At 47.7% G+C, this 22,727-nt stretch carries 19 protein-coding genes and 1 pseudogene; 15 read left to right on the top strand and 5 right to left on the bottom strand.

What is annotated here, in order from left to right; all coding sequences use genetic code 11:
• Positions 1–14: 14 nt before the first annotated feature.
• Positions 15–557 carry a transcription repressor NadR gene (locus BP95_RS0111355; RefSeq protein WP_021259883.1) on the bottom strand — a complete coding sequence of 181 codons (543 nt, stop codon included), beginning with the start codon at positions 555–557 and terminating at the stop codon, positions 15–17.
• Positions 547–1,692, bottom strand: coding sequence for an IscS subfamily cysteine desulfurase (locus tag BP95_RS0111350; protein ID WP_028532200.1), 1,146 nt, complete (start codon positions 1,690–1,692; stop codon positions 547–549). Before BP95_RS0111350 ends, BP95_RS0111355 begins: the two co-directional genes overlap by 11 nt.
• A gap of 235 nt (positions 1,693–1,927) precedes the next feature.
• On the opposite strand from BP95_RS0111350, the gene nadB reads away from it, so the two are divergent.
• The 4 genes from nadB to BP95_RS0111330 all read left to right on the top strand — a co-directional run bounded on the left by nadB (position 1,928) and on the right by BP95_RS0111330 (position 6,420).
• Positions 1,928–3,625: an L-aspartate oxidase gene (nadB, locus tag BP95_RS0111345; RefSeq protein WP_028532199.1), complete on the top strand. Its 1,698-nt coding sequence runs from the start codon at positions 1,928–1,930 to the stop codon at positions 3,623–3,625.
• Positions 3,607–4,440 (top strand): carboxylating nicotinate-nucleotide diphosphorylase, encoded by an 834-nt coding sequence (gene nadC / locus BP95_RS0111340; RefSeq protein ID WP_028532198.1) that lies wholly within the window; start codon positions 3,607–3,609, stop codon positions 4,438–4,440. The genes nadB and nadC overlap by 19 nt, the downstream gene beginning before the upstream one ends.
• A 22-nt stretch (positions 4,441–4,462) precedes the next feature.
• The gene (gene nadA / locus BP95_RS0111335; RefSeq protein WP_021254072.1) at positions 4,463–5,560 is read left to right on the top strand and encodes a quinolinate synthase NadA; all 1,098 of its coding nucleotides are present in this window, start codon (positions 4,463–4,465) and stop codon (positions 5,558–5,560) included.
• A 203-nt stretch (positions 5,561–5,763) separates the two neighbouring features.
• Positions 5,764–6,420: a DJ-1/PfpI family protein gene (locus tag BP95_RS0111330; RefSeq protein ID WP_021254073.1), complete on the top strand. Its 657-nt coding sequence runs from the start codon at positions 5,764–5,766 to the stop codon at positions 6,418–6,420.
• 149 nt (positions 6,421–6,569) lie between these two features.
• Here BP95_RS0111330 and BP95_RS0111325 read toward each other — a convergent pair whose 3' ends face one another.
• On the bottom strand, positions 6,570–7,151 hold the full coding sequence (locus BP95_RS0111325; protein ID WP_021254074.1) for a TetR/AcrR family transcriptional regulator: 582 nt from the start codon (positions 7,149–7,151) through the stop codon (positions 6,570–6,572).
• Positions 7,152–7,495: 344 nt separating this feature from the next.
• On the opposite strand from BP95_RS0111325, the gene BP95_RS0111320 reads away from it, so the two are divergent.
• The 9 genes and pseudogenes from BP95_RS0111320 (at position 7,496) to BP95_RS0111275 (ending at position 19,983) form a co-directional block, all read left to right on the top strand.
• Complete coding sequence (locus BP95_RS0111320; protein ID WP_231515093.1) at positions 7,496–8,659, top strand: MFS transporter; 1,164 nt, start codon at positions 7,496–7,498, stop codon at positions 8,657–8,659.
• A 178-nt stretch (positions 8,660–8,837) separates the two neighbouring features.
• On the top strand, positions 8,838–9,899 hold the full coding sequence (locus BP95_RS0111315) for an LLM class flavin-dependent oxidoreductase (RefSeq protein ID WP_028532196.1): 1,062 nt from the start codon (positions 8,838–8,840) through the stop codon (positions 9,897–9,899).
• A gap of 66 nt (positions 9,900–9,965) precedes the next feature.
• Positions 9,966–10,912, top strand: a pseudogene (locus BP95_RS30145) (alpha/beta hydrolase).
• A 226-nt stretch (positions 10,913–11,138) separates the two neighbouring features.
• Entirely contained in the window at positions 11,139–12,701 is a 1,563-nt protein-coding gene (gene hutH / locus BP95_RS0111305) for a histidine ammonia-lyase (protein WP_021254078.1), read from the top strand.
• 53 nt (positions 12,702–12,754) lie between these two features.
• A complete protein-coding gene (hutU, locus tag BP95_RS0111300) occupies positions 12,755–14,419 on the top strand; it encodes a urocanate hydratase (RefSeq protein ID WP_021254079.1) in 1,665 nt (554 codons plus the stop codon).
• A 125-nt stretch (positions 14,420–14,544) separates the two neighbouring features.
• Complete coding sequence (gene hutI, locus BP95_RS0111295; RefSeq protein ID WP_028532194.1) at positions 14,545–15,831, top strand: imidazolonepropionase; 1,287 nt, start codon at positions 14,545–14,547, stop codon at positions 15,829–15,831.
• A 403-nt stretch (positions 15,832–16,234) separates the two neighbouring features.
• On the top strand, positions 16,235–17,035 hold the full coding sequence (locus BP95_RS0111285; RefSeq protein ID WP_028532193.1) for a CPBP family intramembrane glutamic endopeptidase: 801 nt from the start codon (positions 16,235–16,237) through the stop codon (positions 17,033–17,035).
• A gap of 67 nt (positions 17,036–17,102) precedes the next feature.
• A complete protein-coding gene (locus BP95_RS0111280) occupies positions 17,103–19,370 on the top strand; it encodes a sensor histidine kinase (RefSeq protein WP_028532192.1) in 2,268 nt (755 codons plus the stop codon).
• Entirely contained in the window at positions 19,360–19,983 is a 624-nt protein-coding gene (locus tag BP95_RS0111275) for a response regulator transcription factor (RefSeq protein ID WP_021254083.1), read from the top strand. The genes BP95_RS0111280 and BP95_RS0111275 overlap by 11 nt, the downstream gene beginning before the upstream one ends.
• Before the next feature lie 173 nt (positions 19,984–20,156).
• Here the strand turns inward: BP95_RS0111275 and BP95_RS0111270 are convergent, their stop codons facing one another.
• Positions 20,157–20,558 (bottom strand): RidA family protein, encoded by a 402-nt coding sequence (locus tag BP95_RS0111270; RefSeq protein WP_021254084.1) that lies wholly within the window; start codon positions 20,556–20,558, stop codon positions 20,157–20,159.
• Between the two features lie 464 nt (positions 20,559–21,022).
• Here BP95_RS0111270 and BP95_RS33845 point away from each other — a divergent pair, with 464 nt between their 5' ends.
• Both BP95_RS33845 and BP95_RS0111260 read left to right on the top strand, forming a co-directional pair.
• Positions 21,023–21,250, top strand: a complete 228-nt coding sequence (locus BP95_RS33845; RefSeq protein ID WP_021254085.1) for a hypothetical protein — start codon at positions 21,023–21,025, stop codon at positions 21,248–21,250.
• Between the two features lie 233 nt (positions 21,251–21,483).
• Positions 21,484–21,930, top strand: a complete 447-nt coding sequence (locus tag BP95_RS0111260) for a hypothetical protein (RefSeq protein ID WP_021254086.1) — start codon at positions 21,484–21,486, stop codon at positions 21,928–21,930.
• Between the two features lie 113 nt (positions 21,931–22,043).
• Here BP95_RS0111260 and BP95_RS0111255 read toward each other — a convergent pair whose 3' ends face one another.
• Positions 22,044–22,703: a PadR family transcriptional regulator gene (locus tag BP95_RS0111255; RefSeq protein WP_021254087.1), complete on the bottom strand. Its 660-nt coding sequence runs from the start codon at positions 22,701–22,703 to the stop codon at positions 22,044–22,046.
• Positions 22,704–22,727 lie beyond the last annotated feature (24 nt).

Here is a 22,727-nt window from a genome sequence, read left to right as displayed (position 1 = left end):
GAATGTGCCCGTGCTTAGTCCGTAATAAGGAACCCGACCTTTTTGAGCGCTTCGCATACTTCATCCAATCGCTCTTCGCTTGGGGAGGTCAAGGTATGGAGATGAATTCCATTCGTAAGCTCTGAGATGAAGGCTGCTCCGCTGCTGCGGATATTGTTCATGAAATCATAGACCTCTTTGCGGGTATTGACGCGGATTTGTGCCGAGATTTGCCCGTATATGGGGTGTTCCACGATAACATCCTTGACGCCTACGCCATAATCGACGATAAGCAGCAGTTCTTCCTCACTTTGCTCGGGTGCGTGCTGAACAGCAATTACTCGCTCGAACAACGAGGCGTTTTCTTTTGTGCTTTGATCCATGTATACGTATCCTTGGCTAGTCGCGAGAATGGGCTCGTTGCGCGCCTTTAGCAAGGTCATATCTTGCACGATTACTTGGCGTGATACATTAGCTCGTTGGGCCAACTCGGTTCCTGTGAGTGGAGAGGAGGACTTCAGCCAATCCAGCAGCTTCGTTCGGCGCTCTTCGCCTGTCAGCTTGATGTTAGTCGCCAATTGGATTTGCTCCTTTCAAGGACGCCAGCAATGTTAATAGGCTGTCCAGATGCTCAGTAGTTGTGGATCTGCCGAAGGAAATGCGGATAAACCGAAGCGCTTCCTCCTTGCGAAGTCCAATAGCCGCAAGAGAGGGGGAATGCTCCTGATGACCTGCTGCACAGGCCGTTCCGGTCGAAATGCAGATTCCGTTACGATTACATTCTAGCATAACATATTGGCCCTCCATCCCGTCAAAGAGGCACCCGGCAATATGTGGAGCAACTTCGGCGTATTGTTCGTTAACAGCAGGGGTGAGTGGAATTCCAAGCCGCCCAGCTTGGGTGAACAAATAAGTATGAAGCTGCCGGAAGTGTGATAACAGCTCAGCTTGATTCTCTACGCAATGTTCGGCTGCGGTCACGAAGGCGCCAATACCGGGAACATTGACTGTGCCCGCGCGAAATCCGCGTTCATGATGGGTTCCTGGAAGGACAGGCTGCCAAGGGACTCGTGGGTGAAGGTAGGAAGCTCCCACCCCTTTGGGGCCATACACTTTGTGGCTGGACAACGAGCAGGCATCCACCCCCAACTGGCGGATATCAATCGGGAGCTTGCCAAATGTCTGAACCATATCACTATGCAGGAAAATGCCTCGTGCTCTGAGTAGAGGCGACAGCTCTGCCAGCGGCTGCACAATTCCTGTCTCGGAATTGGCATGCTGAATGGATACTAAGCCTGTGTCCGGTTCAAGTGCATGTTCAAGAATTTCCTTCGTAATGATGCCTCTCGCATTCGGCTCAATGAGCGTCACCCGGTACCCTAACCGTTCCAGATAGGGAATGGCATTACGGATGGAGGCATGCTCCATTACCGTTGTGACAAGATGCTTTCTCCCCTCAGGCAACCCGTTGAGAATGGATTGAATCGTCAATAGATTCGACTCCGATCCTCCGCTCGTAAAATATATGCCTTCCTTAACTCCGCCTATCATACTTGCCAGCTTCTCTCGGCAGTATTCCAGCACATTTGCTGCACGGCCGCCTGTGTCATGAAGGCTGTGACTATTGCCGTATGCTTCGCGGCTCAATTCGGTTAGTAGGTGCAGCGCCTGTTCATCCATAGGTGCAGCAGCGGCGTAATCCAAATATATCAACGGTGAAAGTCCCCTTTATATTCTTGTTATTTGTTACTCATCATGCAGTCACTTTTCCTATGTCTATCCAGGAATGAGTTACCTTTATCAAAATCCTTGCTTGCAAAGTGACTGAGCTTATTGTAATGTTGTATCAGATTTACTGTCAATACAGGTGTAAAGACACATGTATATTATATGATTGTCTGTTTGTAAAGTTCTTGCACTTATTTTCGAAATAAAGAAGTGAAGAGATATGGAAAAGGGAGAACACTCCGTTATTGTTGTAGGTTCTGGAGTCGCGGCATTGTCGCTACTATCCTCGCTGCCTCCACATATACACGCAACTGTATTAACCAAAGGAAAGGTGTCAGACAGCAACTCAATTCTGGCACAAGGGGGGATTGCTACCTCCTACTTGCCAGATGATACGATGCTTAGTCATATCGCAGATACACTTGAAGCCGGAGCGGGGCATAACGACCTGAACATGGTACAGACGGTCATTCGGGAGGGCAAGGAAATTATGCTTGAGCTTGTAGAGGCTCAGTTTCCTTTTGACCGTGATCGCGATGGCAGGCTAATGCTGGGACGTGAGGGAGCTCACCGTGCGAATCGGATTTTTCATGCTGGCGGTGACGCCTCTGGCAGGATGCTGGTGGAGTATTTGCTGCAGCAGATCCCGAGTCATGTTCAAATCCGTGAATATGTTACTGTAATTGATCTTCTTGTGGAGAAAGGGCACTGTAATGGTGTTGTTCTCCGAAGCAAGGAAGGGCAGATCGAGACGCTTCATGCTGATCATGTCGTGTTAGCCACAGGAGGAAGTGGCGGCCTGTATCGCCATCACAGCAATCATCAGATTGCAACCGGCGATGGGCTGATGCTGGCCTATCGTGCAGGAGCGCATCTAACGGATCTTGAATTCATGCAGTTTCATCCGACGTTGCTTGTGAAGGATGATCGCAGCTATGGACTAGTGTCCGAAGCGGTGCGCGGGGAAGGCGGTGTGTTAATTGACGAGCATGGCCGCCTGATTATGGAAGGCAGACATGAACTTAAGGATTTGGCTCCACGTGATGTCGTAGCTCGTGTAATTCATGAAGAGATGCAGCAAGGGCATGCGGTGTATATAGATATTCAAGCATGCGGAGAGTTTCGAAGTCGCTTCCCGAGTATTACACGACTTTGTGAAGAAGCTGGTGTAGATCTGGAGCAGGGACGGATTCCAGTAGCACCGGGCATGCACTTCCTCATGGGGGGCATTCAAGTTAATGAATGGGGAGAGAGCAGTATTCACGGATTATTTGCAATTGGGGAAGCTGGCTGCAACGGACTCCATGGAGCTAATCGTCTAGCGAGCAATTCATTGCTGGAAGCCCTAGTTACAGGGCGCAGGGCGGCAATGCGAATTCGTGCGAGTGAACTCGGGAAACTGGGATCACGGGCCGATGAGGTTGAGGCAAACGTTGTCAGAGGAACCAGAGCGACTGAAGCATTCACGGGTGAAGCAGCAATTACTGGCGAAGTAGGCATGGCTAAAGAAGTCGAGGCTGAAATAGTTGATGGTAATGTGCAGCACTCCATTTCGATACAGGTTCCGCAGACGTCGCTTGCTGAGCTTCAGCGTAGAATGACGGCGGCAGCAGCAATTGAACGGAATCGGGAACAATTGCAGGGCATGAAGCAGTGGTTAATGGAGATGCCGACACAGGCCTTGAAAGTGCAAAAAATCACAAGGGAACAGTTGGAGCTTGCGAATTTGTGGCAGCTGGCACAACTTGTTACCGAGTCTGCTCTGCTGCGGGAGGAGAGCCGCGGGGCTCATTACCGGAGCGATTGTCCGAATCGTGATTATCATAATTGGGGAAGTAGACAAATTGTCCATTCCCTGACAGGAACTCAAATTGTGCGTAACGAAAGGATTGTGCCATCATGGAACGTTTTCAGTTAAGACGGCTGCTGGAATCCTTCTATGCGGAGGATATCGGAAGCGGGGATCAGACATCGTCATTTCTATTTGACGGCGAACAGTGCGAAGCGATTATTAAAAGTAAGGCTGCTGGATTGCTTGCAGGGACGGATGTCATTACAGAGGGCTTTCGGCTGATGTCAGAGGGGATTCAGATTTCCTTGCAGAAGCGAGATGGGGACTCTCTATCTAAGGGAGAACCAATAGCCGTCTTACAGGGACCTGCGGGAGCAATGCTGACTGGAGAGCGCGTTGTCCTGAACTTGCTGCAGCGCATGTCTGCGATTGCGACTCAGACGCGACAAGCGATTCGGCTGCTCGATGACGAGCATACTCGAATTTGTGATACGCGCAAGACGATGCCGGGTCTGCGCATGCTCGACAAGTATGCGGTGCGTGTAGGCGGCGGCTATAATCATCGCTTCGGTCTATATGACGGCATTATGATCAAGGACAATCATATTGCGGCTTGCGGCTCGATCACAGAGGCGGTTAGACGAGCGAGATCTTATGCCGGCCACATGATTCGGATTGAGGTAGAGATTGAATCGGAGGCACAGCTGTTGGAGGCCATTGCCGCGCAGGCAGATGTCATTATGTTCGATAACCGCTCACCGGAAGAAGTGAAGCACTTCGCATCATTAACACCAGAAAGCATCATAACTGAGGCATCAGGGGGCATTACGTTCAACACGCTTCACCAGTATCGGGGAACAGGTGTAGATTATATATCGCTCGGATTTTTGACTCATTCGGTACACAGTCTAGACATTAGCATGGATGTAGAACTTCGTTAAGGAACAGAGGGGGAGAGAGACGATGTCCATATTGGAAGTGATGAGAGGCGAACATGGCATGATGCCTGAGCACTATAAGCGGCTGAGTGTGGAAGAGATGGAGCAGCGGGTGCGTGATATCAAGCAGCGGTTCGGCTCGAGATTGTTGATTCCCGGCCACCATTATCAGAAGGATGAGGTCATTCAGTTTGCTGACATTACTGGGGATTCGCTGCAGCTTGCTCAGCGAATTACAGATGCGGAGTTTATTGTCTTTTGCGGTGTTCACTTCATGGCGGAGACGGCTGACATGCTGTCATCTCCGAGTCAAGTCGTTGTGCTCCCAGATATGCGTGCTGGCTGTTCGATGGCGGATATGGCCAATATGCAGCAGACCGAGGTGGCGTGGGAACGTCTGCAGGCATTGTATGGAGACACCATTATTCCGTTAACCTATGTCAATTCATCGGCTGAGATTAAAGCCTTCGTTGGCCGACATGCTGGCGCGACGGTAACCTCATCTAACGCGAAGGAAGTATTGGCATGGGCGTTCAAGCAGAAGGAGCGAATTCTCTTCCTGCCGGATCAGCATCTTGGACGGAACACGGCTTATGATCTGGGCATTCCGCTGCGCGACATGGCGTTGTGGGATCCGGAGCTGGGCGAGCTGGTGACAGATCGTGAGGATGTGCAAGGCATTCAGGTTATCTTGTGGAAGGGGCATTGTTCAGTACATGAGAAGTTCACGGTAGACAATATTCGCAGTGTTCGGGAGCGAGATCCAGAGATTCAGATTATCGTTCATCCTGAATGCTCGCGTGAAGTCGTTGCGTTATCGGATTATGCAGGATCCACGAAGTATATCATTGATACGATCAATGCCGCGGAACCCGGAACGAAATGGGCCGTCGGAACGGAAATGAATCTCGTGAACCGCATCATCCATACTCACCCGGATAAGCAGATTGAATCGCTCAATCCGAATATGTGCCCGTGCTTAACGATGAATCGGATCGACCTGCCTCATTTGCTCTGGTCATTGGAGCAGATTGACCAAGGCAAGCCGGTAGGCATCATTACGGTGCCAGAATCGATCAAGGTCGATGCTGTTAAGGCGCTGGATCGAATGCTGCAGATTTAGGTAAGAACTATTAGAGGTGAGTGCATTATTGTAGATAGCAATTTATTGCTGATTGAGAGCCGCAGGTGCATAGAGCATGTACACGCTATTTTCCATTATACCCAGCAATGGTTTCACAGTATCGACACCAATATACTATAGGGGGGTATGGTATACTGTGTGTGAATACGAATCAAACACCATGCGTAAGGGAGAGGTCTTGGATGGAAATCGCAATCATGCTATACGATGGAATCACAGCCTTAGACGCAATTGGGCCCTATGAAGTATTTGCGGCTACAATGAAATGCAAAGTGAAGTTTGTCGCCAAAGAAAAAGGGTTGATCAAATTAGATTCGAAAATGGGCTATATGCATGCCGATTACAGCTTTTCGGAGATTACTTCAGCTGATATTCTTGTCGTGCCTGGCTGCAGCCCGCCAAACTATAAAGCTCCGATGAATGATGAAGCGACGTTGAATTGGATACGCCAATTGCATGCGACCACGACTTGGACGACATCGGTGTGCAACGGATCTTTGATTTTGAGTGCTGCTGGCTTGTTGAATGGTGCCAAGGCAACAAGTCATTGGGGATCCTTCGAACTGCTTCGTTCGCTTGGAGCCATTCCAACAGATGAGAGAGTGGTTCGCCATGGCAAAATCGTCACAGCGGCCGGCATCTCTTCCGGTATCGACATGGCACTCCAATTGGTAGCCTGGGAAATGGGTGAAGAGATGAGCAAAGGAGTGCAGTTGATCTTGGAATATGACCCTCAGCCTCCGTTTGATGCAGGTTCGCCCCATAAAGCGCCGGCCCTATTGGTAGAACAGATAAGAGGAATGCTTCAACAGTTCTCACAGCAGGAGCCGAATTTATAAATCGTAATACGTCTATCAGGTCTGGATACAGACAGGCAAGGATTAGAACAGAGAGATAATTCAGCAGCTGAAAATAGAAAGCAGCAGTCTAGTACTTTATTTGGGTACTAGACTGCTGCTTTTTCATTTCCTAGACGACCTACATTACATTATTTCAGCAACGCAAGCGTCGTTCTGATCGCATTATCAATAAATGATTGCTGTGGACGAGACTTCAACATAACAGTCAGTCCAATTAGCGAGATGATGAGCGCTTGGGACAGAGCCTTCGCTTCTATATGAGCATCGAGCTCGCCTAATTGAATCCCGCGCTCTATCGTTTCTTGAAAAATGACAGACAAGTACATTTGATGTTCTCTTGTTAGAATTTCGAATTTCTCATCATGAGGTGCAAGTTCGACCATGGTATTAATGCAAAAACAACCCCGACTGCAATCACCTGCATATTCCTCAGCAACCACATCTGCAAAAAACGCAGCAAAAGCTTCTTTGACAGAAGAGTGGCTTTGAAGCTTGTCGCGTGTCTCAGAAGCCCGGGACATCATGTATTTGCGCAGCGCAGTTTCGAACAATTCTTTTTTGTCTCCAAAGGCAGCGTATATGCTAGGGCGCTGAATACCCATTCTGGAGGTTAGATCGCTTAACGAGGTAGCCTCATATCCCTTCTCCCAAAATAGCTGCATGGCCGCATCTAATACTTTACCTTCGTCAAATTCACGAGTTCTTGCCACAATACATACCTCTCTTTTTTACGTACTGACCAGTATACTATTATTTTATGATTAGCTGTTCTCTTTGTCAAATATAGGTCGGACTATCCTAATTGAGAGAGGATGGACATTTCAGCAGACGCTAATGAAGTCAAATATACTTGTTGACAATAAGAGTTGGCGTGAGCTATATTTACTGGGAATTATAACATACCGATCGGTACAATATAATAATCACTAAGTTAAGCGAATGGAGGTAAAGTGTGTCCAACATGGAGGAGGTTCTAGAAAAGGCAGAGATTCATGCCCATGCCAAGGGGAATTCCGCAACACAGCTTACGTCTGATTCTGATCAGCACACGACGATGTCTCGTTATGTGATCCTGCTGTTTGCGGCTGCTTGCGGCATGTCTGTCGCCAATATCTACTTCGCCCAGCCACTGCTCGATCAGCTGTCGGTTGAGTTTGGTATTGAGCATTCGCTCATTGGCATCGTGATTACGATCACTCAGATCTTTTATGGGCTGGGATTGCTTCTGCTGGTACCGCTTGGGGATATGTTGAACCAGCGCCGGTTAATTATCGGACAGATGTTATTGTCCATGGTCGCTCTCGTTATCGTGGGAACGGCTCCTACCAGCACCGTTCTATTTGTTGGCATGGCATTGGTGGGACTGCTTGCCGTAGTGACGCAGACGCTTGTGGCGCTTGCGGCAACGATGGCTGCTCCCGCTGAACGAGGACGCGTCGTTGGCATTGTCACAAGCGGAATTGTCATCGGCATTCTGCTTGCAAGGTCCATTGCTGGTATTGTAACGGATCTTGCAGGTTGGCGTGCCGTATATCTAGTCTCCGCTGCGCTGCTGCTGCTTATCGTTTGTATGTTTGCTAGAGTGCTGCCCCATATTGAGCGTGAGGTCAGGTCACTGTCCTATCCTCAGCTGCTCGGATCCGTGATTACGTTGTTTGTACAAGAACGGATGCTGCGTATCCGCTCTGTCCTGGCGCTGCTGATTTTTGCTGATTTCAGCATTTTGTGGACTTCACTCGTACTGCCACTTAGTGCGCCGCCGCTATCGCTTTCACACAGTGCTATCGGGGCGTTTGGACTAGCGGGTGTTGCCGGAGCTTTAGCGGCAGCACGAGCGGGGAAGCTGGCTGATCGAGGCTATGGACAGAGAACGACGGGCTTTTCTCTGGTTCTACTGCTGCTCTCATGGTTGTTCATCCGCTATACGGAGCAGTCCTTATTCGCATTAATGATTGGCATAGTTCTGCTGGACTTGGCGGTGCAAGCCGTACACGTCACGAATCAGACGATGATCCTTCCTTTGCGCGCGGAGGCGCGCAGTCGACTAACTGCCGGATACATGGTGTTCTATTCGATCGGCAGTGCAAGCGGCTCAATTGCTTCAACCCATGTCTATGCACATTATGGCTGGGGAGGCGTATGCTTGCTCGGAGCCTCTGTCAGTGCAGCAGCTCTCCTTTTTTGGACAATAACCAGACGCGTTGGTGCTGCTGCATGAAGGTAAGCTGGCGTCCTATGATCTACAGATTCAGCATCATGAATCGGATTGCTTATCACCTCACTCAACAGAATTGAATAATCACTCGAAATGAAGATATATATACGACGTTAAATAAATGTTTTCAAGCCTACTCTACTCGATATGCTATGAACGATACGATAAGGAGAGATTGTCCGTGGAGATTGGTATTACTTCGTTTGTAGAGACAAAGCCGGATATTCAGACTGGTGAAGTGATCAGTCACGCACAGCGATTGCGCGAAGTCGTAGAGGAAATTGTGCTTGCTGATCAGGTGGGACTTGATGTGTTCGGCATAGGGGAGCATCATCGCGAGGACTATGCGGCATCTTCACCTGCAATCGTGTTGGCAGCGGCTGCATCACGGACGTCGCGCATTCGGCTGACGAGTGCGGTGACGGTACTTTCTTCAGCAGATCCAGTGCGCGTATATCAGGATTTTGCTGCGCTTGATGGGATTTCGAATGGACGTGCTGAAATTATGGCGGGCCGGGGTTCCTTTGTCGAATCTTTTCCCCTGTTCGGCTATGATTTGAACGATTATGATGAGTTATTTGAAGAACATTTGGAATTGCTTCTCCACATAAGAGAGTCTGAGAGGGTTACCTGGTCAGGGCGTCATCGGCCAGCGATTCGCAATCAGGGCGTGTATCCGCGTTCGGTTCAAGATCCATTGCCGGTATGGATTGGGAGCGGGGGGAATCAGGAGTCCGCTATCCGTGCAGGTCTGCTAGGACTGCCGCTGATGCTGGCGATCATTGGCGGGAGTCCGATGAACTTTGCACCGCTTGTGCAGCTGTATAAGAAGGCAGCCGCGCATGCTGGCCATGATGAATCGCGGCTCCAGGTCGGTTCACATTCGATAGGATTTGTTGCAGAGGATACGGAAGCAGCAGCTGATATGTTTTTCCCATCTACCCAGGCAGGCATGAATAAACTCGGCAAGGAGCGGGGCTGGGCGTATTATGACCGTTCCAGCTTCGACGCCGCCCGCAGCTTTGAAGGAGCGCTGTATGTTGGCGATCCGGACACGGTTGCTCACAAGATCATACACCTTCGCAAGCAGGTAGGCATTACACGCTTTATGATGTATGTGCCCTTAAGCACGATGCCGCATGACCAAGTAATGAGAGCGATTGAGCTGTTAGGGACGGAGGTTGCGCCACGAGTTCGGGAGGAAATTAGCAAGTGGGAAGCTGAAGCGGGAATTCAAGCGTAATGCAGAGTTGTTATAGATAATAGAACAAGTGCTTCGAAACTACATCTCGGTATTGGAGGAACTTACATGAATTTTGAAAGTCGGGTATCGCCGGAATTAAGAGCGGCATTAGCACAGTTTCCAGGTTTTCAACTAGAGGAGAAATTAGCGTGGAGCAGAAGCTTGTTGTCAAATCCTCCGATTGAGAAGTCAGAGCATGTACATACGACAAGCCAGATGATTCCGGGGGCAGCAGGCGAGATGTTGGCCAAGGTATACGAGCCTGCCTCGCGAACGGGCGCCAAGCTTCCGGCCATGCTGTGGATTCATGGAGGAGGCTATGTAATGGGGCATCCGGATATGGACGATAACTTGTGCGAACGCTTCGTGCAGGCAGCGAATTGCATCGTTGTATCGGTCGATTACCGACTTGCTCCCGAGCATCCTACCCAGCTGCAATCGATGATTGTTACGCCGGCCTGATATGGATGACGAATGAAGCCGAATCGTTAGGCATTGATGTAGATCGAGTCGCGATAGCTGGTGCGAGTGGAGGCGGCGGTCTAACCGCAGCGCTTGCCTTAATGGCTCGCGACAAAGGCGGTCCGGCCCTTATCTTCCAAATGCCGCTGTATCCGATGCTCGACAACCGAAATAAGTCGGCATCAAGCTATGAAGTTATGGCCGACAACGCAACCTGGAACCGGACGAATAACGTAGCAGCCTGGAGCATGTACTTGGGAGATGCTAGCGACACTCGCGAAGTATCCCCATATGCGGTGCCGTCGAGCGCAGAAAGTTTGGCGGGGCTGCCGCCGACCTATACGTGTATTGGCCAGCTCGATCTGTTCCGAGATGAGACGATCGATTATGTGACTCGACTTGCGGAAGCGGGGGTAGATGTTGAGTTCCATCTGTATCCTGGAAGCTATCATGGCTTCGAAGTGTTCGTCCCCGACGCGGAAGTGAGCCGGCGCGCAAGTCAGAGCTATGTGGATGCGATGGCCAAGGCGCTTAATCCGTCAGTCTGCTGATGCACCATACTTGACAGAAATGAATACACATGTAATAGTAAATGAAATGGATATATTTGCCTATCTAATTCAAATGAAAGGGCGATGCATAGTGATGCGCGTTCATCATTGTTACTGGGATGAGCAATTTCATAGGTCGGCCCTTTTGAACAAGAGGCTGTGTGGAAGCTAACAACTTCCGCACAGCCTCTTTCTTTTGGTAAAGCAAGAAAGGAGAGGAATGGTTGTGGCAGTTAAACATTTGCAACAAGAAGAGCATACGGGGCCAATCACGCTGGACGGAGGACAATTGGCACTAGGTCAACTGACTGCGATTGCCTATGATTACGCTCCAGTGGTTCTCGCCTCCGACGCCGTACAGCGCGTCATGCGATGCCGTGAAATGGTCGAGGAATTTGTGGATGCGAATAAAGTGGTATATGGGGTGACTACTGGATTCGGCAAATTCAGCGATGTCATGATTTCGCCGGAGGATTCGGCAGAATTGCAAGCCAACTTAATTCGGAGTCATGCCTGTGCCGTTGGTTCTTCCTTGCCAGAGGCAGCGGTGCGTACGATCATGCTGCTGCGGGCGAACGCCCTCGCGAAGGGATTCTCCGGCATTCGTCTGGAAACGCTTCAATTGCTCATCGATTGCCTCAACCGGGGCGTTCATCCGGTGATCCCTGAGCAGGGATCACTTGGCGCGAGCGGAGATTTGGCCCCATTGTCGCACTTGGCGCTGGTTCTTATGGGTGAAGGGGAAGCTGTCTATCATGGAACGCGCATGTCCGGTCATGATGCATTGGCATCGGCAGGTCTGAAGCCCGTGCAGCTGCAGGCCAAGGAAGGACTGTCGCTCATCAATGGCACACAGATTATGACAGCAATCGGTGCACTGACTTATGTGCATGCCCTGCGGCTTGCCAAGACGGCGGATGCGATCGCGGCTCTGACGGTGGAGTGCTTGCATGGGATTACGGATGCGTTCGCGGATGAGCTTCAGCGCGTCCGGCCTTATCCAGAGCAGATTGGCGTCGCTGCCAATCTAAGAACACTGCTGAGCGGCAGTCAGTTGACGACGAAGCAAGGCGACATTCGTGTGCAGGATGCCTATTCTCTGCGCTGCTTGCCTCAGGTTCATGGCGCATCGCGACAGGTGCTTGCTTATGTGGAGGATAAGTTGAATGTGGAGATGAACGCAGCGACCGATAATCCGCTCTTGTTTTTGGAACAGGGCACAGTCATCTCAGGCGGGAATTTCCATGGACAGCCGATGGCGTTTGCAATGGATTTCTTGAAAATAGGGATGAGCGAGCTAGCCAACATAGCGGAGCGGCGCACGGAGCGGCTTGTCAATCCGGCATTGTCTGGCGGGCTGCCTGCATTCCTTAGCCATCAGCCTGGTATGGCGTCCGGCATGATGATTCCGCAGTACGTGAGCGCATCGCTCGTCTCGGAGAACAAAGTACTGGCTCATCCGGCGAGCGTCGACTCGATCCCTTCCTCCGCCAATCAGGAGGATCATGTATCGATGGGCACGACGTCTGCCCGCCATGCGGCACAAGTGGTAGACAATGTGTCCAAGGTGCTGGCCATTGAGCTGATCTGTGCGGCAGAAGCCGCCGAGTTCCGAGGCGCAGAGAAGCTGGCTCCTTCGACGCGTGCGCTCTTCGACTTGGTGCGCAAGCTTGTACCGCCGGTAACGACGGATCGCTCTTTAAGCAAGGAGATTGAAGCCGTTGCATCTGCGCTTAGCAGAGGGGAGTTCCTTCATGCCGTAGAGGAAGTAGCAGGCCGATTATATTAAGTCGACTTCAAGAAGAGAACATCAGGTTTCATATGAAAAGGAGGCGTAACAAGATGAATCAGGTAAAGAGAAGCATTCGTGCACCGCGCGGTAACGAGTTAACATGCAAGGGGTGGGTTCAGGAAGCAGCCATGCGCATGCTGATGAACAATTTGGATCCAGAAGTGGCGGAACGACCGGAAGACTTGGTGGTCTATGGCGGGATTGGCAAGGCGGCACGCAACTGGCCTTCCTACGAGGCCATTGTCCGTGAACTGCAGCGGCTGGAGAGCGATGAGACGCTGCTTATTCAATCCGGCAAGCCGGTCGGCGTATTCCGCACACACGAGCGGGCACCCCGCGTACTCTTGTCGAACTCTGTGCTCGTACCGAATTGGGCGAACTGGGATCACTTCCGCGAGCTCGAACGCAAAGGGCTGATGATGTATGGCCAGATGACTGCGGGAAGCTGGATTTATATTGGGACGCAAGGCATTCTCCAAGGCACATATGAAACGTTCGCTGAAGCTGCTCGTCAGCATGCAGGAGGGTCGCTTCGCGGCACGCTTACATTAACGGCCGGTCTTGGCGGCATGGGTGGTGCCCAGCCTCTTGCTGTGACGATGAATGATGGCGTCGTGATTGCAGTCGAGGCAGATCGTTCTCGGATTGAACGCCGAATTGAAACGCGTTACTGTGATGTATTGACCGAGACCTTAGACGAAGCATTGGAACTCGCACTTCAAGCAATCAATGAGAAGAGGCCGTTATCGATCGGATTGCTTGGCAATGCAGCAGAGCTGTTCCCTGAATTTGTGCGCCGCGGCATCAAGCCTGACTTCGTAACCGATCAGACTTCTGCTCATGATCCGCTCAACGGTTACATCCCAGCTGGTTACAGCTTAGAGGATGCGGCTGCTCTTCGCGTCCGTGATCCGAAGCATTATATCGAGCTGGCGAAGGCCAGTATGGCGGTTCACGTGCAGGCGATGTTGGACTTGCAGAAGCTCGGATCTGTTGTGTTCGATTACGGCAACAACATTCGCCAAGTGGCATTCGATCAAGGTGTACAAGATGCGTTCGCATTTCCAGGCTTTGTTCCGGCTTATATTCGTCCGCTCTTCTGCGAGGGCAAAGGGCCATTCCGCTGGGCTGCCTTATCGGGCGATCCAGAAGATATTCGCAAGACAGATGAACTCGTATTGAAGCTGTTCCCGGATAATGATCATTTGCGCCGCTGGATTACGATGGCCCAAGAGAGGGTGTCCTTCCAAGGTCTACCGGCCCGTATTTGCTGGCTCGGATATGGAGATCGCGCCAAGTTCGGCTTAGCGATTAATGAGATGGTGAAGTCAGGCGAGCTAAGCGCTCCGATCGTTATTGGCCGTGATCATCTCGACTGCGGCTCCGTTGCTTCCCCGAACCGCGAGACGGAGGCAATGAAGGATGGCTCCGACGCTGTAGGAGACTGGGCAATCTTGAATGCACTTATTAATACATCGGCAGGGGCCTCTTGGGTATCTGTCCATCACGGTGGCGGCGTTGGCATGGGATATTCCTTGCACGCCGGAATGGTCGTCGTTGCCGACGGCACGGATGAAGCTGCGGAACGGCTGCGCTGCGTCTTGACGACCGATCCGGGGATGGGAGTCATCCGTCACGTAGACGCAGGATATGACGAAGCGGTTGCGACCGCGGAGCAGCATGGAATCTGTATTCCAATGCGTCAGCAGTCCTGAGAGCAGAGCACGGAATCAACATTGCAATGCCCGCAGTCCTGACAGCACGGGAAATTGCCGATAGTACGGCGAAGTACCAACGGAATATTACCTACCTAAATACGCAACGAGGGAGGTTTCTTACATTGGAACAGATTGATTTGCTTCTAACAGGTATCGGATGCTTATACACCCCCGAAGGTAATGGACCCAGATATGGGGATGAGATGGGACAGATTCGGGAAATTAAGGATGCAGCTGTCGCCATAAATAAAGGAAAGATCGTATTGGTAGGACATAAGGATGAAGTGATGGCTGCCTTGGCAGGAGCAGCTATTCGCGAGACGATTGATGTCGGTGGCCGCATCGTGACTCCCGGGTTAGTCGATCCGCATACGCACCTCGTTCATGGCGGATCCCGTGAGCACGAGCTAGCAATGAAGCGTTCGGGCGTGCCGTATCTAGACATCCTGGCGAAGGGCGGCGGAATTCTAAGCACGGTCAAATCGACTCGGCAATGGAGCGAGCAAGAGCTATACGACAAGGCTTATCGAAGCCTAAATGAAATGCTGCTCCAAGGGGTGACGACGATAGAGGCGAAGAGCGGCTATGGCCTGAATCTGGAGACAGAGCTGAAGCAGTTGCGTGTCTCGCGTCGACTTCATAATACGCATCCGGTGGACATCGTCTCTACCTTTATGGGTGCACACGCTGTACCCGAAGAGTATAAAGGACGGACTGAGGAATTCGTGGCCGTGATTATTGAGAAAATGCTTCCGGCCGTTGCAGCAGAAGGGTTAGCGGAATTTTGCGACATCTTCTGCGAAGAAGGCGTATTTGACGTGGAGCAATCCCGCGTTATCTTGATGGAGGGCAGACACCATGGGCTCATTCCGAAAATTCATGCGGATGAAATTGTAGCCTTAGGCGGTTCTGAGTTGGCCCAAGAGGTAGGAGCGATCTCAGCCGAGCATTTGGTGATGACGACTGATCAAGGATTGTCCAGTCTGGCCGCAGGTAACGTGATTCCGGTCTTGCTTCCGGGAACGACCTTCAATCTTGGTCTGTCCCAGCATGCCCGCGCCCGCGATATGATCGACAAGTTCCGGCTGCCTGTCGCTCTCTCGACCGACTACAATCCGGGATCATGCCCGACGGAATCGATCCAGCTCATCATCATGCTGGCATCCTTGAATCTGAAAATGCAGCCTGAAGAGATTCTGACAGCATGCACGTTGAATGCAGCTGCTGCGATCGGACGCGCAGCAGACATCGGCTCTATCGAAGTCGGCAAGCGGGCGGACTTGACCATTTTTGATGCGCCTAACCTAGCTTACTTGCCATATCATTTCGGCATTAATCATACATTCGGTGTAATCAAGAACGGAACGCAGGTCGTGTGGAATCGTACCCTGAAGACGCAAGTAGTGTAAGGAGGAGGTGTGCGATGAATACTTGCATTCCTCATCTGCGTGTAGCGGAAGAAGCTGACTTCCGTGATTAACCGGAAATGAGGCAGCCTATTCGAGGCGCGGTATGGTGAAGCGACCGTAATACTATAATTGCCGACCTTTCATATCTACAAATCACCTAAAAATTCGCCTACAAGATGGATGCTGCCTGACGCAAAAGCGGGGCAGTATCTTTTTTATTTCCATTTCGCTCCCTGACATGAAGTTGAATAGAATATAAGAAAGGAGCCTCTTTTTTTGCGAGAGCACGCAAAAATATTTGCGTCGTTGCATGCAAATCATGCGCTACATACAGATTCGCCAATCTATGGCTTCATGATATTTTTAAAAAGCATTGAAGTTCAATAGATTGGAGTGAATACAGATGGCTGTATTTTATGAGAGGCTGAAAAACTTCTTTAATTTACAGGATCCAGACTATGTTGATTTTCTGCGAAAATATGAAGCAAAAGGGAAGAAGCAAATTACATTCTATTTAATGCTTGCTCTCATTCCAGGGGTACTGACTTATATTCTTATCTATTTTTTTCGTGAGCCGTTTATGGAATTGACGGGTTTATCTAGTCACAACACGCAGTTTTTCATCTTGGCTATTATGGCATCGGTCTGGCATGTATTTTTTCCATTTGCAATGTTACGATATGCTGATAAGCTTTCCTTTAAAGAATCCCTTCGATATTTAGGCTTTACAAGACTGGATCTAAAAGGGCTTATTATTGTGTTTCCAGTAATTGTGATTCTATTTACGTTGATCTCCCTTCCCTATATGAGGTTCATTTTTCCGCCTTTGCATGAATATTTAAATAGCCTCCCGTATTTCCACATGGGAGAGTGGCATATTTGGCAGCAAGGTTATTATGATTTCCCGTGGTACTTGTTGGTGATTGGGGTGTTCGGGAATTTTGTAGGAGAAGAAATCTATTTTCGTGGTTACTTGCTCAGAAAAGTGGGCTCGCTTAAGTTTGATTGGTTAATTATTGCAGTGTTATTTCAAATTTATCATATGTGGCAAGCACCGCAGAACTGGGCGTTCATTCCTCTATCCATATTTATTCCCGAAGAGATATTAGTCAAACTCCGGAAAAATATTTATGGTGCCATTTTGCTTCATCTTTTTGTGAATACGATTTGGGGTATCATTACTTTTAAACTAGTTGGAGTGTAAAATGAGTAAAGAATCTATGCTACACGACTAATATTACTAATATTAAATGTCAACCAAGGTGAATGTAATGAAAAATGTAAAGGGCAAACATCAGTATTTCGTATATCTATCTTTGTTTCTTTTTTTATTCGCTGCATTCTATATTCATTGGCAGTCTTTTGAATACCCATATATAGGCGTTAAATTGGAGAATAAGAATGAAAAATGGTTCGTGACAGGGATTGATCCTGGCGGGAAAGCAGAAGAAATAGGAATCGAACCAGGCGACGAGCTCATAGCCTTGGATGGAAAGAGATTAACCGATTGGCCACATAGCAAGATTATCGATATGAAACAAGTGAAGACGTATACGATCCTCCATCACGGCACAGAAATACAAGGCAAGGTGGATCAGCGGGATTTTTTTAAACAGATCTTTGCGATTGGAGTTGAATTGATACTCGTCGGAATCGGAAGCTTTACTTACTTCAGGAAGCCTGAATCACATCTGATACGCGATTTTTTCAAAATGAATATTGTGTTGGCGTTCATCATTTTGACGATTTATGCGACTGAATTGATTATAGCGAATGTAATCTTGGCCGCATGCTCGATCTGGATTCCTTACATGATGCTCGACATGTTCCTTCAATTGATTTTTACAAAGGTAAGACCTGTGGTGCAAAGTTTATTTACCTGCGCTAAAGCTGTGCTCGTTGTTTTTACCCTCTATGCCTCATTCACCATCACGATTGGCAGAATTCCCGATTGGATCAGGGATATTACACTTATTCAATTTATGATTGTTATTGGGATTATATTAGTTTTGGGGAGACTTCATTGGAGTCGTTTTGATCGAATAAGAAAGAACTATTTGTTGATCCTTGTCACTGGAATTTCTCTCAGCTTTCTCCCCTTTTTATTTTTATATGCGATCCCGAATGTAGTGGGATCACGGTACATGTTAGCACCAGAATATGCGATGATTGGGCTTATCCCTTTCTCCTCCACGATTATGTACATTTTGATTAAACAGAGAATGGTAGATATGCAACTTTATATTTCCCGGCTATCTATCCATACGTTGTTTGTTGCCGGACTGTTCTTTGTTTATTTATGCTCGATTTCATTTAAGTGGTCACCTATGATTTATATTTTTTTCTTATTCGCCTACACAGGAAGTTATCAGTGGGCTTTGAAATGGGCTAACGACAAAGTGAACGGTAGAAAGCTATGGCTAGAGAAAGAAAAACTTAAACTCTCGATTCAACTTACGGAGAAGAAGAATAACCGTGATTTAATGATGATGCTGGTGGAGATGATCCAAGAAGTAATCGACGTAGAAGGCATCTGTGTTATATGGAGAGACGGCGTTCAACAACATGCCTATTGCGTAGGTGTTTTCGAAGAGCTGGAAGAACAGTTAATCATGGAGGATTGTAGCGAGCTGGATGTAAGGCAAAAATATCATTTTAGTGAAGTGCTACGTGTAGGGGAGAAGGATTATTTATGCCTTGGGCATAAGAGCAATGATACGTTTTTCTCGGCAGAGGAACTTCAGTTTTTAGAAAAAATACATATGGAAGTGTTTCGACTGTTAAGGAATGCCCAATTACTCTCCAACATGCAAAAAAACTATCTATCGGCAAAAGTTCAAGATGGTAATGATACCAAAGAGGCAGCCAATCCTAACAACAAGATGAATTATGTAATATTGGAGGCACAGGAATTTGAGCGAATACAGACCTCTTACATTTTACATGATCAAATCTTGCAAAACCTTATTTTTCTTTCCCGTGATTTAGAAGAGCTGTATGATTCCAAAGTGATCAATAAACAGAAAGTGAAGCTCTGGCTTCATTGTATCTATGACTCACAGAGTGAGATTCGCCTGTTATGTGACCGCCTTCATCCGCATATTGTTGATAAAACCGATTTAAAGGACGCTGTACAATGGCTGATTCGTTCAACGAAGGAGAGAGCGGAGCTTGAAATCGAATTTCAATACAAGCTTTCGCCCGATCTGGTTCTGCAACCGTTAGTGAAAACCAATATTTTTAGAATCATCCGGGAATTGCTTACGAACGCAGTCAAACATGCCAATGCTTCAAAGGTAGTCTTAGCGATTTGGAATACTGGGCGTGTACTTCAATGTAGGGTGCAGGATAATGGAGCAGGATTTGACGTCGCGGAACTGGGCCGACATAACTCTGATCAACGTCACTTTGGTCTTGTATCCATTCATCATCAGGTCACTTATTTGGGCGGTGTAATGAATATTCATTCTTCAATAGGGACAGGCGTAGATGTTCATATTTGTGTGCCAGTAATGGAGGATCATTGCCATGTTGGATAAAATTAAAGTGATACTGCTGGATGACCATCCTTTAGTCATGGAAGGATTGAAAAACCGAATAAACGAAGAGAATGATATTCATGTAATCGGAACTTTCACGGATCCACGCGAGGGTGTTCAAGAGCTGGATCATGTAAAGCCAGATGTATTCGTTATGGATATTTCAATGCCGCATATGGATGGCTTTGAAGTGGCAAAGCTATGCAAGGAGAAATTCGGGCTAGCTATGAAAATTATTATGTTGTCCGGCTACACTTATGAGGAATTCTACCAAAAAGCGTATGATATTGGAGTCCATGCTTATTTATCCAAACAGGCCACTTACCAGGAAATCATTAATGCGATTAGGCAAAGTGTATTAGGCCATATCCTAATACCGGAGAAAGTTCTAAGCGGTCTAAAGCAAGATCAATTGTCCGCTATGGAGAGGGAAGTGCTTAAACTAATTGCTCAAGAAAAGAGCAATCAAGAGATCGCTGTTATTCTAACGATGAGCAAGCGAACCGTTGAATATCACATTGCATCTATTATTGATAAGCTTGGAGTTAAGACGCGCATTGGTGCTGTTGTAAAGGGCTACGAATCCGGTTTGCTAATAAATCAAACCAAGTAGAATGGCGGATAAGGCTCGTGATCCATTTGGCATCCCCTGTAATCCCCATGAGCGCGAGGGTAATTATATAGAAGGCAAAATCTCTACGAGAACTATCCAGCCTTATCAAAAGAAAGCCCCCCTCAATGAGGGGGACTTTCATACTTTCATATCAACATGATGTGAGCCATCTATTAGCCTGCGGCCCATACATCCAATTCAATTTTCAATTCAGGAAGACCTAATCCAGCAACATAGGCAATCGTCATGGAAGGAGAGGGAGCGCCGAATACGTGATTCCACTCCGCATCGAAATGATCCCAGTCGATTTCTTCCGTCGCCCAAATATTCACTTTCACGACATGATCAGGCGTCAGCTTCTGAGAAGCAAGGAGGGCAACAATGTTGCTCATCGTGTTCGTTACTTGTTCGTTGAAGTCAGTGGGAATGTGATTGTTTGGATCGATTCCAATTTGACCAGAAAAAACATACAGCTCCGCATCTCTGCTAATTTTGGTTACATGGCTGTAGTGTCCAACCGGCTTGGCAATTGATTCAGGATTATATCTGGAAACGATAGGATTGGTTTGTGTCATTACTAATATCTCCTTTTAAATGGTTTTCGTTCATTTCCTTCAAAATGGACAGACGTATCCCGTCCTTATGAATTCTAGAAGAAAACAGCAGTAGAATACCCGATACCGGAGGATAGGCTTCTCAAAGATCTCTTTTTCATCAGGTACTCACTCCTTCCCATTTAAAAGTTAATCAATTGATGTAAAACACCTAAATTATAGCATTAGATCTGTTGAAATACTAGGGAATGTTCACTTGATTGGATGACATACTTACGAATAGCGCCGCAATACGTCATCAGTCTTCATTTTTGTTATCGCTGTGATGAGCTTAAGAAGAAAATGAAGGGGCAATGACTTTGTTCATAGATTGAAAATGGTAAGGAGAGGCTGCTAGGCAGACAAAATCCCCTCGCTACGATGTATATTCGCCGTGTCCCAACTGGATTTGTGTCATATGGTGAATAGGGAGGAGGGGAACAAAATTGGAAGCCTATCAGAATTGCTTGTACTGTATGAACAAAAAAGTTCGTATCCTGACAATGGACCGCCAAGAATACCGAGGGACGGTTGTTAAGGTAGATTATCAAAATGTCTATTTGCGTCCCGAAGCGAATTATGGAGCTGTAAGAACGTCAGGCTTTTTTCCTTTCGTTAATAACGATATCATAACCTTAAGCTTATTCACATTACTCGCTATTGCATTGATATAACTTGATGGATCCGGAGCTCGGCATTTGCCGGTCGATTTCGTCTCATGACGAGCTTCGGGTTTACATATTCTTTGTTTTGTTTGAGTCTACTCATTTCATAAAAAAGTAAATTTATTCAGTGAATCATGTCATATCGCTACCCTAGTGGGCAGCATATTTGAATCGTAAAATGATAGGTAGAACGACACCTCAGATTCTTTGCGCTTCAAACTATTCTGGGAGGTTATTAATTGATGAAAAAACAGATCATAGCAGGTATTTTGGGGCTTACTATGGTAGCTGGCCTATCCACGCCAGCGTTTGCAGCAATTGATTTTTTTAATGAGATTGAAAATAACGATACGTTTAAGCGTGCTAATGAGTTTCCTCTAAAAACACATACCATGATCAATGGTAAAGCATCCCGCGATGACGATTACGACTATTTTAAGTTTAAGGCTCCTGAGACTACATTCTATACATTTGACTTTGGCGCTGCTAACATTGAGCTTCCTGTTGAGGGAGCCGAAGTGACCCTGTATGATGCCAATAGAAAGAAAATCACGAGCGGAGAAGTGGACTCGCGCAACGAATTGAAATTTTCTGAAAAGTTGATAAAGGATCAGGAATATTTTATTCGAGTAGAGAACAATTCCAGCAGATTTTATGATTATATTTTAGAAGTTTATAAAAGAAACTGATCGCAACATCAAAATGTCGACTCGTTTTCCCGATGAATGATTTATTCATCGGGATTTTTCTTTTAGGTCACGCCTGTTGATTAACCAGATAACGGAAAATGATTATCTATATATTAATCATTCATTAAATTGCCATAATATTTCTGGAATAAAGGTTCGACGTCCGAAAATCGAATATAGGCTTCATCAGGCAAATCTGATTTGTCGATATCCTGCGACCAAAGTGCGGAACAGGACTCCACTAGTTCGATCGTGTCTTTACACCAGATTATATAATGGATTTCTTGTTCCAAACCTCTTCTTATGACCGCTGAGCTCATTAAAATCCGTGAATTCATGACATTACGCTCTCGTATGCTTTCCCAGCGCTCATGAAGAATGCGTTTCATCTTGGCTAACCGCTGTTCCCGCTCCTTTTGATAGGCCTTTAGCTGGAAAATAACCTCCTCTGCGGGAATGTTGTCCATAAAGAAGACCTGCATCAGAAAGGAGTCCTTAAGCTTCGGCGTTTCCGGAGGCGAAAGCAGCCAGGAGATCAGCTCCTGCTTGCCTTTTTCCGTGATGGCGTAGATCTTTTTGTCGGGTTTGCCCGTCTGCGGCTGCATGCGGCTTGTAATGTAATCCTCCTGTTCTAAACGTCCAAGTTCCGGATAGATTTGTGATAAATGTGAATGCCAAAAGATGCTCATAAAATCATCAAATTCCTTTTTGAGATCATAACCAGTCGCTTCCCATTTACTAAGAAAGCCCAAAATTCCAAACTTCAACGACATCGTTTCTACTTCCTTTCTGTCATT

The organism is Paenibacillus sp. UNC217MF (assembly GCF_000686865.1).
GTDB classification, from domain to species: Bacteria; Bacillota; Bacilli; order Paenibacillales; family Paenibacillaceae; genus Paenibacillus_B; species Paenibacillus_B suaedae.
The sequence above is the reverse complement of the archived record's forward strand: the minus strand, read 5'-3'. Positions and strand labels throughout refer to the sequence as shown.

Bases quoted from the DNA above. Each gene is read 5' to 3' on its own strand.
- nadB (WP_028532199.1), top strand. From the start codon at position 1,928: ATGGAAAAGGGAGAACACTCCGTTATTGTTGTAGGTTCTGGAGTCGCG.
- nadC (WP_028532198.1), top strand. From the start codon at position 3,607: ATGGAACGTTTTCAGTTAAGACGGCTGCTGGAATCCTTCTATGCGGAG.
- nadA (WP_021254072.1), top strand. From the start codon at position 4,463: ATGTCCATATTGGAAGTGATGAGAGGCGAACATGGCATGATGCCTGAG.
- BP95_RS0111330 (WP_021254073.1), top strand. From the start codon at position 5,764: ATGGAAATCGCAATCATGCTATACGATGGAATCACAGCCTTAGACGCA.
- BP95_RS0111320 (WP_231515093.1), top strand. From the start codon at position 7,496: ATGTCTCGTTATGTGATCCTGCTGTTTGCGGCTGCTTGCGGCATGTCT.
- hutU (WP_021254079.1), top strand. From the start codon at position 12,755: ATGAATCAGGTAAAGAGAAGCATTCGTGCACCGCGCGGTAACGAGTTA.
- BP95_RS0111285 (WP_028532193.1), top strand. From the start codon at position 16,235: ATGGCTGTATTTTATGAGAGGCTGAAAAACTTCTTTAATTTACAGGAT.
- BP95_RS0111280 (WP_028532192.1), top strand. From the start codon at position 17,103: ATGAAAAATGTAAAGGGCAAACATCAGTATTTCGTATATCTATCTTTG.
- BP95_RS0111275 (WP_021254083.1), top strand. From the start codon at position 19,360: ATGTTGGATAAAATTAAAGTGATACTGCTGGATGACCATCCTTTAGTC.
- BP95_RS0111270 (WP_021254084.1), bottom strand. From the start codon at position 20,558: ATGACACAAACCAATCCTATCGTTTCCAGATATAATCCTGAATCAATT.
- BP95_RS0111260 (WP_021254086.1), top strand. From the start codon at position 21,484: ATGAAAAAACAGATCATAGCAGGTATTTTGGGGCTTACTATGGTAGCT.
- BP95_RS0111255 (WP_021254087.1), bottom strand. From the start codon at position 22,703: ATGTCGTTGAAGTTTGGAATTTTGGGCTTTCTTAGTAAATGGGAAGCG.